Here is a 13,140-nt window from a genome sequence, read left to right on the forward strand (position 1 = left end):
GTCAGGCTTGGGTAGGGGTGTTGTCGGCTTCTTGCAGGAAGTTGGCGACCAGTTGCGCGAAGCGCGCGGCGTGCTCGATCTGCGTCCAGTGGCCGCAGTGGCCGAAAACGTGCAACTGGCTGTGGGGGATCCACTGGCTCAGCGTGAGCGAGTTCTGCAGCGGGATCACTTGGTCTTCGCGGCCGTGCACGATCAGGGTCTCGTGCGGCAGCGCGCGGATGGCGGCTTCGGGGCTGGCCATGGCGTCGACCCAGCGCTGGCGCGGGGCTGGGAACATGGCCGAAAACGACTCCTGGAACCCGGGGCGGATGCTGGCCTGGTAGCGCAACTCGGCCAGCTCGTCGGTCACCAGCGCGCGGCTGTGCGCGAAGATGTCCAGCAACTGCTTCATGGTGGCCAGCGAGGGCTCGTAGCCCCAGACCGCATCAAGCCCCGGTGTGATCGGGAACGGCACACCGACCGAACCCATCAGCACCAGCCGGCGCACGCGCTGCGGCGCGCGGATCGCCAGCGCCAGCGAGAGCGCGCCACCGAAGCTGTTGCCGACCACGTCGGCTTGCGCCACGCCCAGCGCGTCCATCAGGTCCAGCGCCTGCTGAACCCAGGTGTCCATGTTGTAGGCGATGCCGGCCGGGCGGTCGGTGTAGCCGAAGCCCACCATGTCGGGCGCGATCACGCGGCGGTCTCGTGCAATCACCGGCATGGCGAGGCGCCAGTTGGCCCAGGCGCTCACACCCGGACCGGATCCGTGGATGAACAGCACCGGAGGCTGTCCTGGCTTGGAGCTGCCGAGGTCGTGCACGTTGGTGTTGAACGCGCCCGTGCGGACGCTGCGGGCGACTTCGGGGTTGTGAGGGGCGTTCATGGATGGCTGCTTTCTTTCGGACTCTTTTGCGGGCCGTTGTGGCGTGTCTTCGTTGGCGGGGCGGCGCGGAAACCGGGGTGACCGGCTCCGTTCATGTCCCCCGGTTGGCGCTGCGCGCCAACCTCCGCCTTGACTTCACTGCGCCGGCCACCCCGATTCCCGCGCTGTGGGCACGCGAGGCGCAAGGCGGAGAGGCCCGGTCTCCGGAGTGCGTGCCTGTGTCCAGGGCAGCCGTGGAACCGGCTTTGCCGGGCCACAGGCTGCGTCCCCCCTCGAAGCGTCGAAGACGCGCCACAGAGGGGGGACGCCGCGCAGCGGCGCAGGGGGGAGATCACAGTTTCACCATCACGTTGCGGAGTTCCGTGTAGAACTCCAGCGAGTGCACGCCGCCTTCGCGGCCGATGCCCGAGGCCTTGCTGCCGCCGAAGGCGGTGCGCAGGTCGCGCAGGAACCAGCTGTTGATCCAGCACAGGCCGACCTCGATGGCCGCGGCCATGCGGTGGGCCTTGCCCAGGTCCTGGGTCCAGACGGTGGTGGCCAGGCCGTAGTCGGTGGCGTTGGCGAGCGCGACCGCTTCCTCTTCGGTGTCGAAGGGCGCGATGTGGCAGCAGGGGCCGAAGATCTCTTCGCGGATCACGCTGGCGCTTTCGGGCAGGCCGGTCCAGATGGTCGGTTGCACGAAGTGGCCGTTGGCGTACTCGCCCGTCATGGCCGGTTCACCGCCGCCAGTGATCACGGTGGCGCCTTCGGCCTTGGCCTTGGCGTAGTAGCCCATGACCTTCTGCTTGTGCTCCGCCGAAATCAGCGGGCCGATGCCCACGCCTGGCATGTCCGGGCCGCCGATCTTCAGGCCTTCGGCCTTGGCTTTCAGGGCCGCGACGAACTTGTCGAAGATCGGGCGCTGCACGTACACGCGCTCGGTGCCCAGGCAGACCTGGCCGCAGTTCTCGAAGGCGCTGCGGGTGATGCCGGCGATGGCCTTGTCGAAGTCGGCGTCGGCGAACACGATGCCGGCGTTCTTGCCGCCCAGCTCGAAGCTGACCGGACGCACGCCCTTGGCGGCGGCGGCCATGATGGCCTCGCCGGTGCGGGTTTCGCCGGTGAAGGTGATGCCGTTGACGCCGGGGTGTTTGGTGATGAACTCGCCCGCCGAGCCGGGGCCGAAGCCGTGCAGCACCTGGTACACGCCCTTGGGAATGCCCACCGCGTTCATCACCTCGCCCAGCAGGGTCGCGGTGGCGGGGGTTTCTTCCGAGGGCTTGACGATCACGGTGTTGCCGCAGGCCAGGGCCGGGCCGACCTTCCAGGTCATCAGCAGCAGCGGCAGGTTCCAGGGACAGATCACGCCGACCACGCCCAGGGGCGTGCGCAGGCCGTAGCTGATGGCCGTGCCGCCGTCGGGCGTGGTCATCTGGAAGCTCTCGGTCGGCACGTTCTTGACGATGTCCGCGAAGATCTTGAAGTTGGCGGCGCCGCGCGGGATGTCGATGTGCGAAGCCAGCGAGCGCGGCTTGCCGGTGTCGGCCAGTTCGGCGGCGAGGAAGTCGTCGAAGCGGCGGTTGATCTCATCGGCCACTGCGTGCAGCAGCTCGGCGCGCTTGACCACGCTCATCTGGCCCCACTCACCCTTGAGCGCGGCGCGGCCCGCGGCCACGGCCGCGTCGACCTCGGCCTGGCCGGCCTCGTGCACCTGGCCAACGACTTCATTGGTGGCCGGGTTGCGGTTTTCGAAGGTCTTGGCGGTGGCGACGAAATCGCCGTTGATGAAGTTCAGGAACTGTTTCATGGTGTGTGGATGAAATGAAAAATCAATCGAGCCCCAGGGCCTGCAGGCCGGCGCGGGCGCAGGCTTCGTCCTGCTCTGCCGAGCCGCCGGAGACACCGATACCGCCAATGCGCTGGCCGTCGGTCACGACCGGCAGGCCGCCGCCGAACAGCACCAGGCGCTGGCGCTGGTTCAGGCCGATGCGCAGCAGCTCGTCGTCACCGATGACGCCGCCCCATTGCGAGGTGGGAAAGCCGAAGCTTGCGGCGGTGTAGGCCTTGTCGATCGCGATGTCGATCGAATGCAGGAAGGCATTGGGCATGCGCAGAAAAGCGGCCAGCGTGCCCGAGGCATCGGTCACGGCCACATTGATGCGAATGCCCAATGCCTCCGCGTGCGCCACCGCCGCCTGACAGGCCAGCGAAGCGGCCGAGGTGGTGATCACGGAAGAGGGAACAGCAAGATCAGGTTTCATGAAGGACACAACGTGGTGGATGAGAAGGGTCTTCAACCAGGGGCACCGTGGAACTGGCTCCGCCAGGCCACAGGTGCCGTCCCCCCTCCCAGCGCCCTGCGGGCGCGCCAGAGAGGGGGGCGCCGCGTCAGCGGCGCAGGGGGGTGATCACGTGTACACCTCGGTGAAAGACGGCACCAGATCGCCCGTGTGATAGAAGATCCCGCTGCCCAGCTGGTCTTCGGTCCAGGTCGTCACCGGCCGGTCGCGCTGGGCCAGATAGCCCAGGCCGGCGAAGGTCTCGTTGCGGTTGCCGCTGGGATCGAAGAAGTAGATGGTTTCGCCGCGCGTGATGCCGTGGCGGGTGGGGGCCACGTCGATGCGCGTCTTGGTCTTGGCCATCACGTCGGCGGCCTTGAGCACGTCGTGCCACGAGTCCAGGAAGAAGGCGATGTGGTGCAGGCCGCTGCGCGGCCCACCGACGAAGGCGATGTCGTGCGGCGTGGTGGTGCGGGCCATCCAGGTCGCCGCCTGCATGTTGCCTTCGGGTCCGACCAGCACCTGCTCGGTCAGGAAGAAGTCCAGCGCCTCGGTCATGAAGCGGGTGTTGTCGGCCACGGTGTTGATGCCGGCCTCGGGATTCATCTCGCACATCAGCAGGCAGTGGTCCAGCCAGTGGGCGCCCGCGCCCTTGAGGCCGTCGGGCCAGGGGTCGGGATTGGTGCTGCCCACGTCGGTGCCGACAAACTCCTTGCTGGCATACAGGCGCATTTCGTGCCCGCTGGGCAGCTTGAACTGCAGCATGCGACCGGTCGAGGGCAGGGTGCCTTCGTCGAGCATGGTGGTCTTCACGCCCCAGGCCTCGATCTTCTGCTGCAGCGCTTCAAGGTCGGCTTCCTTCTCGACCTTGTAGGCCAGGTGGTTCATGCCGGCCTGGTCCGACGGGGTCAGGATGACCGAGTACTTGTCCCATTCGTCCCAGCACTTGAGGTAGACGTTGCCCGCCTTGTCCTTCATGGTGGTCTTCATGCCCAGCACGTTCTCGTAGTGCCGGACGGCCGCGTCGATGTCCATCACTTTCAGGCTGGCGTGCCCGATGCGCATTACACCCATGTTGTGTCTCCTTGGGGTTGGTTACTGCTGTTGAGAGGAAGGGGCGGCGGTCGCAGATTCCGCCCGCCCTTTTGAAAACGGCTTGTTCAATTTGCCCGCCACTTCGAGTTGCACGGGGGTCTGGGGGACCACCCGGCAGGCCAGGGTGTAGCCCCGGTCTTCTTCGTCCATCGTCACGTGGGCCCGGCTGATCGGGCCCAGGGCTTTGATCTCGCCGCCGAGGATGCGAACCTTGCAGACCCCGCAGCCGCCGTTGACGCAGCCCACCGGAATGCCCTTGCGGCCGAGCCGGACCATGCCCGTCAGCAGGCTTTCGTTGCCGGCACAGGGATAGGTCTCGTCCGTCTGGGCGACGTGCACGGCGAACTTGGGGCGGGAGTCGAAAAGGGACATGTCTCGTTCAGTTCTGGGTATTCGCAGCAGTCACCGCTGTCGAAGATAGGGAAGTTGTTTCATACCGTCCAATACCAAATATCGCCATGTCTATACTGATTGGGTATTGCAAGCCGGAGAGCGAGACCCCATGGACCTGAAAGACATGCGCCAGTTTCTGGCGGTGGCGGAAGAGCGCAACTTCACGCGGGCGGCCGAGCGGCTGCACATGGCGCAGCCGCCGCTGTCGCGCCAGATCAAGGCGCTGGAAGAAGAAATGGGGGCGCCGCTGTTTCTGCGCACGCCCGCAGGGGTGGAGCTGACCGAGGCCGGCCAGACCCTGCTGGACGAGGTGCCCAACCTGTTGCGCATGGCCCAGCGCGCCACCGAACGCACGCGCCGCGCCGCACAGGGGCTCACCGGCCAGCTCGATGTGGGGTTGTTCGGGTCCGGCGTGCTCGATGTGATCCCGCGCCTGCTGGCGCACTTTCACCAGCAGCGGCCGCAGGTGCGCATCGTGCTGCACAACCTGACCAAGGCCGAGCAGTTGCAGGCGCTGCGCGAGCGCCGCATCAGTGTCGGCTTCAACCGGCTGGTGCCCCCGGAGCCCGACCTGGCGGTCGAGACCGTGCTGCGCGAGCCCCTGGTGGTGGCCATGCTGGCGTCGCACCGGCTGGCCGGCCGCAAGGTCATCGGTGTGGCCGACCTCGATGGCGAGCCCATGATCCTCTACCCCAACGTGCCGCTGCACGGCCTGGCGCAGGAAGTGGCCGAGGCCTTCCGGCAGGAAGGGGCCGCGCTGGCGGTGGAGCAGGAGGTGGAAGACGTGGTGACGGCGGTGGCCCTGGTGGCCAGCGGTTTCGGTCTGACCATCACCACGCGATCGGCCAGCAGCCTGCGCCTGCCGGGCGTGGTGTTCGTGCCGTTCAGAAGCCGCAGCCTCCGGGACCTGGAGCTCAGCTGCCTCTACCGGCGGGCGGACCCGTCGCCGGTGCTGCGCATGTTTCTGGAGGTGGTGCACGAGCATGCCCGTTTGGCCAGACAGGGGGTCAGACCCGTTTGAACAGCGGGCTGCGCGCGTTCTGCGCATCGGCGGCCGAGAGGAATTTCTCGGTGTAGATGTCGCGCTCGAACAGGCGCCCCTGCATCAGGGTGGCGATGCAGGCTTCGATCATGGCCGGCGGCCCGCACAGGTAGGCTTTCTGGCCGGCGAAGTTGCCGTTGAAATGCGCCTTGGCCGCTTCGTGCACGAAGCCGCGCGCACCGGACCAGTCGGCATCGCCCGCGGGCTCCGACAGCGCCGGCACGTAGTGGAAGTTCGGGTGCTGCTCGGCGAGCGCGCGAAATTCCGCGTCGTAGTACAGCTCGGCCTGCGTGCGCTGGCCGTAGATCAGCGTGATGGGCGTGGTGCAGCCAGCGGCCAGCAGCTCGCCGATCATCGAGCGCGGGCTCGACAATCCCGAGCCGCCGGCCATGAAGACCATGGGCAGGCTCGACGATTTGCGCACGAAGAAGCGCCCATAAGGCCCGGCCAGGCGCACGCGATCGCCCACCTGTGCCTGCTCGTGCAGCCAGGTGGTGCCCTGGCCGCCGGGCACGCGGCGCACGTTGAGTTCGATGCACTGCGTGGCGGCCACGTCGACCGGTGTGTTGGCGATGGAAAAGGCGCGGCTTTCGCCCAGGCCCGGGATCTCCAGCTGCACGTACTGGCCCGCCTGAAAACGTATGACCCCCGCCCCAAGCAGAGCCTGGCCCCCCGAGGGGGTGCAGTCCTGCTTGGGGCGGCCCGGCACAGAACTGATCACCTTGTCCAGCTTCAGGTGGAAGGCCTTGATGGTGGGCGTGAGGTCCTCGATGCGTTCGATGGTGGCGGCGAAGTCGCGCACCGGGATCACCTCGGCATCGGGCTCGTCTTCGATGTCGGCTTCGATGGTGGTGTCGCAGCTCAGTGTGCAGCAGCAGGCCAGCGTCTTGCCTTCTTCGCGCTCCACCTCCATCAGCGCAAACGGGTTGGCCGCGCCGTGGTCCACCTCGCCCTCGCACACCTGCACCTTGCACGAGCCGCACAGGCCGTGGCCGCAGGCGTGCGGCAGGTAGATGCCCTGGCGCAGCGCCGCGTCCAGCACCGTCTGGCCTTCTTCGACCTCGATGGTCGCGCCCAGCGGCTCGATGGTCAGTTGGTAGCTCATGGAACGATCAGCTGAAACTGCCTTGGATGCCGGTCAGGCCCGGCGTGCGAAAGCGGATCACGTCCTTGTGCTGCAGACCGTTCTCGGCCAGCGACTTGGCCGGATCGGGCTGCCACGGCTGGCCGGATTTGCTCCACTCGGCCTTGCTCCAGTCGATCTGGGCGAAGTCGGGGTGGTAGCCGTAGATGCCCGGCAGCACGGCCGTGGCCAGCGCGCCAAAGGGCGTGTCGGGCGGCAGCGGCAGGCAAAAGGGCGCGCAAAACAGCAGGTGGTCTTCCCAGCCGATGTAGAGCAGGGGCGCGGGGAAGTTCTCGCGCACGTCCTTCATCGGGAAGTCGTAGTCGGTGAGGGCAACAACGCTCATTTCGCGGCTCCTTTCCAGGCGGCAAAGTTCTTCTGGTCTTCCGATCCTTCGAAATCGAAGTTGTCCCGGCCCACGTCCATCTCGTAGTAATCCAGCACCGCCAGCAAGGGGTCGAACCCTTCCTTGGTCGGGTCGGTGCCGGGCTTGAAGCAATGGCCCTGGTAGATCTGGTGCACCGGCAGCCAGCTCTGCACGTACTTCTCGGGTTCGTCGTCGAAGATGTGCTTGCAGTGGTCGGAGCAGAAGTGGTACTTGTTGCCGAAGTAGTCGCTCTCGCGGTAGCAGATCTTGGAAGGGTCCCCTTCTTCGGTGAACAACATCGGGATCTGGCAGGTGGTGCACAGCATCGGCAGCGTCTTGTTGTAGAAGCGGTTGCCGGCCTGCTGCTGCTCGCGCAGGAATTCCAGGCGCGGGCGGTAGTACTTGTCGAAGCTCTCGGGGTATTTCTCGGAGAGCCAGTCCATCTCTTCGGCGCTCGGCACCCAGGTGTGGAAGGGCGCGGCGGCGTTGTAGTTGTAGAAGGTGTTCCAGGCCTGGTGGCTGATGTGGTCCTTGCCTTCGCAGGCCTGCTTCCAGCCGGCTGGCTCGCGGATGCCATAGCGCGCCAGGTCTTTGAACAGCGCGCCGCCGTTCTGCTCGGCATACATCTCCCAGGCTTCCTTCCAGCTCATCACGCGCTTGGGCAGCATGTAGTCCTGCATCATGGCCACCAGGGTCAGCAGGCGGTAGCCGCGCCAGAACCACTTGTCGATCCACTTCTGCACGATCGCCACGTTGCCCGGGTCCTGTTCCAGCAGGAACTTGATGCACTCGATGCCCAGCGTCATGTGGCGCGACTCGTCGCTCTGCGCCGAGAAGCCGAAGGTGACGGTGGACATGTCGCCGTTGTGCGCCGCGCCCGACATGAAGGGCACGAACAGCAGGTTGGTCAGTACGTATTCGAACGAGAAGCTCACCGCCACCAGGAACTCGAACGGGCCACCGGTGATGGCGTCTTCGAAGAACGATTTCGGTACCGATAGGTACCAAACGCGGTCGAACCAGTGGTTCGAGTGGTGCATGCCGTTGAAGTACTTGTTGTAGTTCGAGATGGCGTGCGTTTCGGTCTGGTAGTGGCGCAGCTCGTCGATGCTCTGCATCTGCGCGGCGACCCGTGCGCCTTCACCGGTGAACTGACGGCCCACGTGCGCGAAGCCGCGGTGCGCGTAGTACTCCAGTGGCGTCACACCCTGGATGAAGAGCTTGAGCGCGTTGATGTAGCGCGCGTCGCTCACGCCGAGCTGGCCGTTGTTCTGCGCGAACGCCTCGATCACGGCGTAGAGCTTCTTCTCCTTCTCGCCCTGGTACTTCCAGTAGGCGTCCATGGTCAGGCGGAACGGGTCCTGCCACTGGTCCCAGTCGTGGATCTTGATGCCTTCGTACTTGTCGTACGGGAAGACCTTGTCCATCGGCTGGTAGGTGGTCTCCCAGCCCAGGCCGCGGGTCATGGCGGCGTAGCGCTCTTTCAGGCCGAGTTTTTTCTTGGTGACGCGGGTGTCCATATCGGTGTCTCCTAATCGTTTCGATAGATGCAACGTGCTCTTGGTCCAGTGCGCACCACGGAACCGGTTTTGCCGGGCCGTAGGTGCGGTCCCTCCCAGCCGAAGGCGCCAGAGAGGGGGGAAGCCGCGCAGCGGCGCAGGGGGGTGATCTCTCAATGCCTCCAGCTGAGCGTGAGCTGGTCGTCGTCTTCGTCGATGTGGCCCGAGAGGGTCACGAGGTTGACGTGCAACTGCTGCAGGTCGTAGGGGCGTCCGGTCTGCGCTTCGATGGTTTCGCGGCGGATGGTGAGCTGGCCGGGGGCGTCGATCTTGATCAGGCCGGGCGAGTGCACGATCTGGGCGTCGGGGTTGTCTGCCACGATGGCTTCGACCACGGGGCGCGCTTCCTCGTTGGCCTGGAAGGCGATGAATACGTTGGACATGGCGGGGGTTCCTCGGGGTGGTCGTCGGTTCGGGTCAGGCGTTGAGGTCCAGCCCGGCCTTGGTGGCGCGGGCGTTCATGGCCTGGCGGGCTTCTTCCAGCGCGGCCTGGCCGCGCTCGCCCAGGGCCAGCTGCGCCACGGGTTCCAGCGCGGCCTGCGCACGTTCGCCCCAGGCCCGCACCCACTGCGAGAGGTGGCGGCGGTTGTCGTCCGACTCGGCGGCGGCGGTCTTGATCACGGCGTCGATCCAGCGCGCGGTCTCGTCGTGCCACTCGGGCATGAAGGCGGTGAGCATCGCCACGGCGGTGCCGCCTTGCAGGGCCACCTCGTCGTCCACGAAGCTGCCGTAGATCAGCGGGTAGAGCTGGCCGTCGAGCGCCAGGTTTTGCGCCACGAACAGCTCGAACGGGTCCTGCACGATGAAGCTGTCTTCCACGCAGCGGCGCAGCACCTGCCAGGTGGGGGCGTCGAGCCAGGCCTGCTTGGCTTCATCCAGCGCGTCGGGTTCGGCCAGGGTGAGGCCCAGGCGGGTGAGGTACTGGGCCACGCCCAGGTTGTCCATGGCGTGGAACATGGCCGGTGCGGTGAAGGCGGTGCCGTAGCCGTAGGCGCAGATGGACGCGTTGTTCATGTTCGCGCCCCAGGCCGCGTGACGCAGCGGCAGCAGCACGCGCAGCACCTTCTCGCGCAGCGCATCGCTCATCAGCGAAGCCATGCCCTTGCTTTCCACAAAGGCGAAGTTGGATTCCATGGCGTCCTGCTGGCGCGCGCGGGTCATGGTCCAGGTGGCGTAGTAGAACTGGCGCGGGTCCTTGAGCACGTACCAGTCGGCCAGCCGGATGGCGCTGCGCGAGGCGTCGAACAGCTCGTGCTGCGGATCCCAGGTGGGCCGGTAGTGGAAGTTGGCCATGGGCTGTGCGCCCAGCGTGGCTTCCTGGTAGCGCGAGGCCACCTTGTCGCCGCCGATGTACTGCGCCACGTGCGCATAGGTGTTGCGCAGGGGGGTGATCGCGCGCGCCTGCAGGTCGATGTTCATCGTTGTGTGTCTCCGGGTGGTTGTGTGGGGGAAAAGGGCGCTCAGGCCTCGTCGAGCCGCTGGACCTGGTGGGCCTGGCAGAAGGTGTCGAAGGCCGCGGTGGGCAGCAGCAGTTCCACCGCCAGCTCGGGCCAGCCGATGGCGAACTCGAAACTCACCAGGCCACCGGGCAGGCGTTCGAGCACACGCACGAAGCGCAGCGAGGTGTCGACGGCGGGCAGGGTGGGGGTGAGGGTGTCTGTGGGCATGGCGGCAGGTCTGGTTGGGCCGGGGTGTTTGCACGCGGTGTGCCAGTGGGGCCACAGACACCCCAAAAATCTCGATATTCGAGGGAATACCCTGAAGGTTTGCCACCAATTCGGGCGGTTCCGCGGGCGCCCGGCGCAGAGATATCCACATTGCTGCAATGCAGCGTCTTCAAATGATCAAACGCTCCTGGGCCGGCTTTGATCATTTGATGAAGTGGGCTGCGGTGTGCCCGCGGACCATGCTTGCGTGGCGAGGGGCTTGTCCCGAAAATATCGAGATTAGAGGGGCGTCAGCCCCCTGCCACCCCGGCATGCCCCGGGGGTTTCCGGAGACAACACGCTTGAACGATGCCCTGACCTATCCCAGCGACAGCGACCTGCGCCGCCTGTTGCATTTCGAAGCCGACAGCGGCGCCATCTGGCTGGGTGAGCGGCGCATGCTGCTGCTGCACACGGCGGCCTTGTCGGCGCTGCGCCAGGACCTGATCCGCTCGGTCGGCAAAGAGCATGCGCGGCGGCTGCTGACGCGCATGGGCTACGCCTGCGGCCTGCACGACGCGGGCTTTGCGCGCCAGATTCGCGGCAGCCAGGGACTGGAAGACATGTTCATGGTCGGGCCGCAATTGCACATGCTCGAAGGCGCGGCGCGCGTGACACCGGTCAACCTCAAGGCCGACATCGAAGCGGGCGAATTCGAGGGCCAGTTCCGCTGGGACGACTCCTGGGAGGCCCACGCGCACCGCATGACCTACGGCGTTGTCGACGAGCCGGCCTGCTGGACCCTGCTCGGTTACGCCAGCGGCTACACCAGTGCGTTCATGGGCCGGCTGATCCTGTTCAAGGAAATCCGCTGCGCGGCTTGCGGCGACGACCACTGCCTGATCGAGGGCAAGCCCATCGACGCCTGGCCCGATGGTGAGGCGCACCGCCATTACTTCGAGGACGACTCGCTGCTCGACACCATCGACGCGCTGAGCCAGCAGGTGGAGGCGCTGAAGACCTCGCTGGTACCCAGCGAGTCGGGCGGCATGCTGATCGGGCAGTCGGCGGCGTTTCGCGGCGCGCACGACCTGATGCAGCGCGCAGCAGGCACCCAGGTCACGGTGCTGCTGACTGGCGAGACCGGGGTGGGCAAGGAGCGTTTTGCGCGCGCGCTGCACGCGCATTCGGAGCGCGCGTCCGGGCCGTTCGTGGCGGTGAACTGTGCCGCTTTGCCCGCCGAGCTGATCGAGGCCGAGCTGTTCGGTGTCGAGAAGGGCGCCTTCACCGGGGCGCACAACGCCCGTGCCGGGCGCTTCGAGCGGGCCGATGGCGGCACCCTGTTCCTCGACGAGGTGGGTGACCTGCCGCTGCCCGCGCAGGCCAAGCTGCTGCGCGTGCTGCAGGACGGTGAGATCGAGCGCCTGGGCGGCGAAACGGGCCGCCGGGTCAATGTGCGGCTGGTGGCCGCCACCAACGTCGATCTGCAGGGGGCCGTGGAGCGGGGGCTGTTCCGGCGTGACCTGCTGTACCGCCTGAACGTCTACCCGATCTGCATCCCGCCGCTGCGCGAACGCGCGGGGGACATCGAGGCCCTGGCGCGCCACCTGCTGTCGCGCTTCACGGCGCTGCACCACAAACGCGTGGCCGGGTTCGGTGACCGCGCGCTGCAGGCTCTGTTGCACCACGACTGGCCGGGCAACGTGCGCGAACTGGAGAACCTGATCGAGCGCGGCGTGATCCTGGCGCCGCAGGGCGGCTTCGTCGAAGTCGAGCACCTGTTCCCGAACCAGCCCGCGCCCTCGCACGACGGGCTCGACCCGCGCGGTCGCCTGGCGCGGCGCAGCACGGACGAAGAGCAAGCCCTGTGCACACGCATTCTGGAGATCGGTACGCCCATCGGTGAGCTGGAAACGATGGTGCTGAACCTCGCGGTCGAGCGCAGCGGGGGCAATCTGTCGGGCGCGGCGCGGCTGCTCGGCATCACCCGCGCCCAACTGGCCTACCGGCTCAAGCGCCACCCCCTGCAGGAGGATGTATGAGCGCTGTCGTCGCCTTGGCCGAACATGCCGCCCCGGGCCCCGATGCCGAGGCACCCCGCACGCTGGTCGAACGGGCCTACCGGGCCCTGCGCCAGGACATCATCCGTGGGCACCTGCGCCCGGGCGAGCGGCTGCGGGTCGAGCACCTCAAGGACGTCTACGGGGTGGGCGCCGGCACCTTGCGCGAGGCACTGGCCCTGCTGCTGTCTGACGCGCTGGTGACGGCCGAAGGACAGCGCGGCTACCGCGTCAGCCCGATTTCGCTCAACGATCTGCGCGATCTCACCGACACGCGCGTGATGCTCGAAACCGAAGCCTTGCGCCAGAGCATCCGCCGCGGTGACGCGGCCTGGGAGCAGCGCCTGGTGGCCGCATTCGAGGCCCTCAGCCACGCCGAACGCGCCGGCCGCGACATGGACCCGGTGCTGTGGGAAGGGTTCAACAAGCGCTTTCACGAGGTGCTGATCTCGGCCCACGATTCCGAGTGGACCCACCACCTGCTGGGCGTGCTTTACCGGCACGGCGAGCGCTACCGCCAGGTGGCGATCCGCATGGGCGCAGCCCGTTTCTTCGAGCGCGACGTGCATGCCGAGCACGAGGCGATCTACAAGGCCGCGCTGGCGCGCCAGGAGGCGCGTGCCGCGCTGGCACTGGAGGCTCACATCCGCCTGACCTGCGACGTGCTGACCCGCCACGCGGCGGAAAACAGCGGCCCGTCGGCCCTGACCGGCCAAGCCCAAAGTTGACGGA

14 protein-coding genes are annotated in these 13,140 nt (G+C 66.9%); 3 read left to right on the forward strand and 11 right to left on the reverse strand.

Going from position 1 to position 13,140, the window contains the following annotated elements; all coding sequences use genetic code 11:
* Position 1 precedes the first annotated feature (1 nt).
* The 5 genes from L0977_RS09810 to L0977_RS09830 all read right to left on the reverse strand — a co-directional run bounded on the left by L0977_RS09810 (position 2) and on the right by L0977_RS09830 (position 4,590).
* Positions 2-865: an alpha/beta fold hydrolase gene (locus L0977_RS09810; RefSeq protein ID WP_234264681.1), complete on the reverse strand. Its 864-nt coding sequence runs from the start codon at positions 863-865 to the stop codon at positions 2-4.
* A gap of 331 nt (positions 866-1,196) precedes the next feature.
* A complete protein-coding gene (locus L0977_RS09815) occupies positions 1,197-2,651 on the reverse strand; it encodes a 2-hydroxymuconic semialdehyde dehydrogenase (RefSeq protein ID WP_234264682.1) in 1,455 nt (484 codons plus the stop codon).
* A 22-nt stretch (positions 2,652-2,673) separates the two neighbouring features.
* The gene (locus L0977_RS09820) at positions 2,674-3,105 is read right to left on the reverse strand and encodes a GlcG/HbpS family heme-binding protein (protein ID WP_234264683.1); all 432 of its coding nucleotides are present in this window, start codon (positions 3,103-3,105) and stop codon (positions 2,674-2,676) included.
* Between the two features lie 147 nt (positions 3,106-3,252).
* Entirely contained in the window at positions 3,253-4,197 is a 945-nt protein-coding gene (locus L0977_RS09825; RefSeq protein WP_234264684.1) for a catechol 2,3-dioxygenase, read from the reverse strand.
* A gap of 21 nt (positions 4,198-4,218) precedes the next feature.
* Positions 4,219-4,590: a 2Fe-2S iron-sulfur cluster binding domain-containing protein gene (locus tag L0977_RS09830; RefSeq protein ID WP_234264685.1), complete on the reverse strand. Its 372-nt coding sequence runs from the start codon at positions 4,588-4,590 to the stop codon at positions 4,219-4,221.
* Positions 4,591-4,720: 130 nt separating this feature from the next.
* Here L0977_RS09830 and L0977_RS09835 point away from each other — a divergent pair, with 130 nt between their 5' ends.
* Positions 4,721-5,632 carry a LysR substrate-binding domain-containing protein gene (locus L0977_RS09835; protein WP_234264686.1) on the forward strand — a complete coding sequence of 304 codons (912 nt, stop codon included), beginning with the start codon at positions 4,721-4,723 and terminating at the stop codon, positions 5,630-5,632.
* Here L0977_RS09835 and L0977_RS09840 read toward each other — a convergent pair.
* The 6 genes from L0977_RS09840 to L0977_RS09865 form a co-directional block, all read right to left on the reverse strand.
* Entirely contained in the window at positions 5,619-6,758 is a 1,140-nt protein-coding gene (locus L0977_RS09840) for an NADH:ubiquinone reductase (Na(+)-transporting) subunit F (protein WP_234264687.1), read from the reverse strand. The two genes, L0977_RS09835 and L0977_RS09840, sit on opposite strands and share 14 nt — an antisense overlap.
* A gap of 7 nt (positions 6,759-6,765) precedes the next feature.
* Complete coding sequence (locus L0977_RS09845) at positions 6,766-7,122, reverse strand: phenol hydroxylase subunit P4 (protein WP_234264688.1); 357 nt, start codon at positions 7,120-7,122, stop codon at positions 6,766-6,768.
* Complete coding sequence (locus tag L0977_RS09850; RefSeq protein WP_234264689.1) at positions 7,119-8,663, reverse strand: aromatic/alkene/methane monooxygenase hydroxylase/oxygenase subunit alpha; 1,545 nt, start codon at positions 8,661-8,663, stop codon at positions 7,119-7,121. The genes L0977_RS09845 and L0977_RS09850 overlap by 4 nt, the downstream gene beginning before the upstream one ends.
* 152 nt (positions 8,664-8,815) lie before the next feature.
* Entirely contained in the window at positions 8,816-9,085 is a 270-nt protein-coding gene (locus L0977_RS09855; RefSeq protein ID WP_234264690.1) for an MmoB/DmpM family protein, read from the reverse strand.
* Positions 9,086-9,119: 34 nt separating this feature from the next.
* Positions 9,120-10,121 (reverse strand): aromatic/alkene monooxygenase hydroxylase subunit beta, encoded by a 1,002-nt coding sequence (locus tag L0977_RS09860; RefSeq protein WP_234264691.1) that lies wholly within the window; start codon positions 10,119-10,121, stop codon positions 9,120-9,122.
* Between the two features lie 41 nt (positions 10,122-10,162).
* Positions 10,163-10,369 carry a phenol hydroxylase subunit gene (locus L0977_RS09865; protein WP_234264692.1) on the reverse strand — a complete coding sequence of 69 codons (207 nt, stop codon included), beginning with the start codon at positions 10,367-10,369 and terminating at the stop codon, positions 10,163-10,165.
* Between the two features lie 341 nt (positions 10,370-10,710).
* On the opposite strand from L0977_RS09865, the gene L0977_RS09870 reads away from it, so the two are divergent.
* Together L0977_RS09870 and L0977_RS09875 are read left to right on the forward strand one after the other, a co-directional pair.
* Positions 10,711-12,390: a sigma-54-dependent Fis family transcriptional regulator gene (locus L0977_RS09870; protein ID WP_234264693.1), complete on the forward strand. Its 1,680-nt coding sequence runs from the start codon at positions 10,711-10,713 to the stop codon at positions 12,388-12,390.
* Positions 12,387-13,136, forward strand: a complete 750-nt coding sequence (locus tag L0977_RS09875) for a GntR family transcriptional regulator (protein WP_234264694.1) — start codon at positions 12,387-12,389, stop codon at positions 13,134-13,136. Before L0977_RS09870 ends, L0977_RS09875 begins: the two co-directional genes overlap by 4 nt.
* Positions 13,137-13,140 lie beyond the last annotated feature (4 nt).

This window comes from Hydrogenophaga sp. NFH-34 (assembly GCF_021401345.1).
Taxonomy (GTDB): Bacteria; Pseudomonadota; Gammaproteobacteria; order Burkholderiales; family Burkholderiaceae_C; genus Hydrogenophaga; species Hydrogenophaga electricum.

Excerpts from the sequence above, each read along its gene's own strand:
- L0977_RS09835 (WP_234264686.1), top strand. The coding sequence starts at position 4,721 with ATGGACCTGAAAGACATGCGCCAGTTTCTGGCGGTGGCGGAAGAGCGC.
- L0977_RS09875 (WP_234264694.1), top strand. The coding sequence starts at position 12,387 with ATGAGCGCTGTCGTCGCCTTGGCCGAACATGCCGCCCCGGGCCCCGAT.
- L0977_RS09830 (WP_234264685.1), bottom strand. The coding sequence starts at position 4,590 with ATGTCCCTTTTCGACTCCCGCCCCAAGTTCGCCGTGCACGTCGCCCAG.
- L0977_RS09855 (WP_234264690.1), bottom strand. The coding sequence starts at position 9,085 with ATGTCCAACGTATTCATCGCCTTCCAGGCCAACGAGGAAGCGCGCCCC.
- L0977_RS09860 (WP_234264691.1), bottom strand. The coding sequence starts at position 10,121 with ATGAACATCGACCTGCAGGCGCGCGCGATCACCCCCCTGCGCAACACC.
- L0977_RS09810 (WP_234264681.1), bottom strand. The coding sequence starts at position 865 with ATGAACGCCCCTCACAACCCCGAAGTCGCCCGCAGCGTCCGCACGGGC.
- L0977_RS09825 (WP_234264684.1), bottom strand. The coding sequence starts at position 4,197 with ATGGGTGTAATGCGCATCGGGCACGCCAGCCTGAAAGTGATGGACATC.
- L0977_RS09820 (WP_234264683.1), bottom strand. The coding sequence starts at position 3,105 with ATGAAACCTGATCTTGCTGTTCCCTCTTCCGTGATCACCACCTCGGCC.
- L0977_RS09840 (WP_234264687.1), bottom strand. The coding sequence starts at position 6,758 with ATGAGCTACCAACTGACCATCGAGCCGCTGGGCGCGACCATCGAGGTC.
- L0977_RS09815 (WP_234264682.1), bottom strand. The coding sequence starts at position 2,651 with ATGAAACAGTTCCTGAACTTCATCAACGGCGATTTCGTCGCCACCGCC.
- L0977_RS09850 (WP_234264689.1), bottom strand. The coding sequence starts at position 8,663 with ATGGACACCCGCGTCACCAAGAAAAAACTCGGCCTGAAAGAGCGCTAC.
- L0977_RS09865 (WP_234264692.1), bottom strand. The coding sequence starts at position 10,369 with ATGCCCACAGACACCCTCACCCCCACCCTGCCCGCCGTCGACACCTCG.
- L0977_RS09845 (WP_234264688.1), bottom strand. The coding sequence starts at position 7,122 with ATGAGCGTTGTTGCCCTCACCGACTACGACTTCCCGATGAAGGACGTG.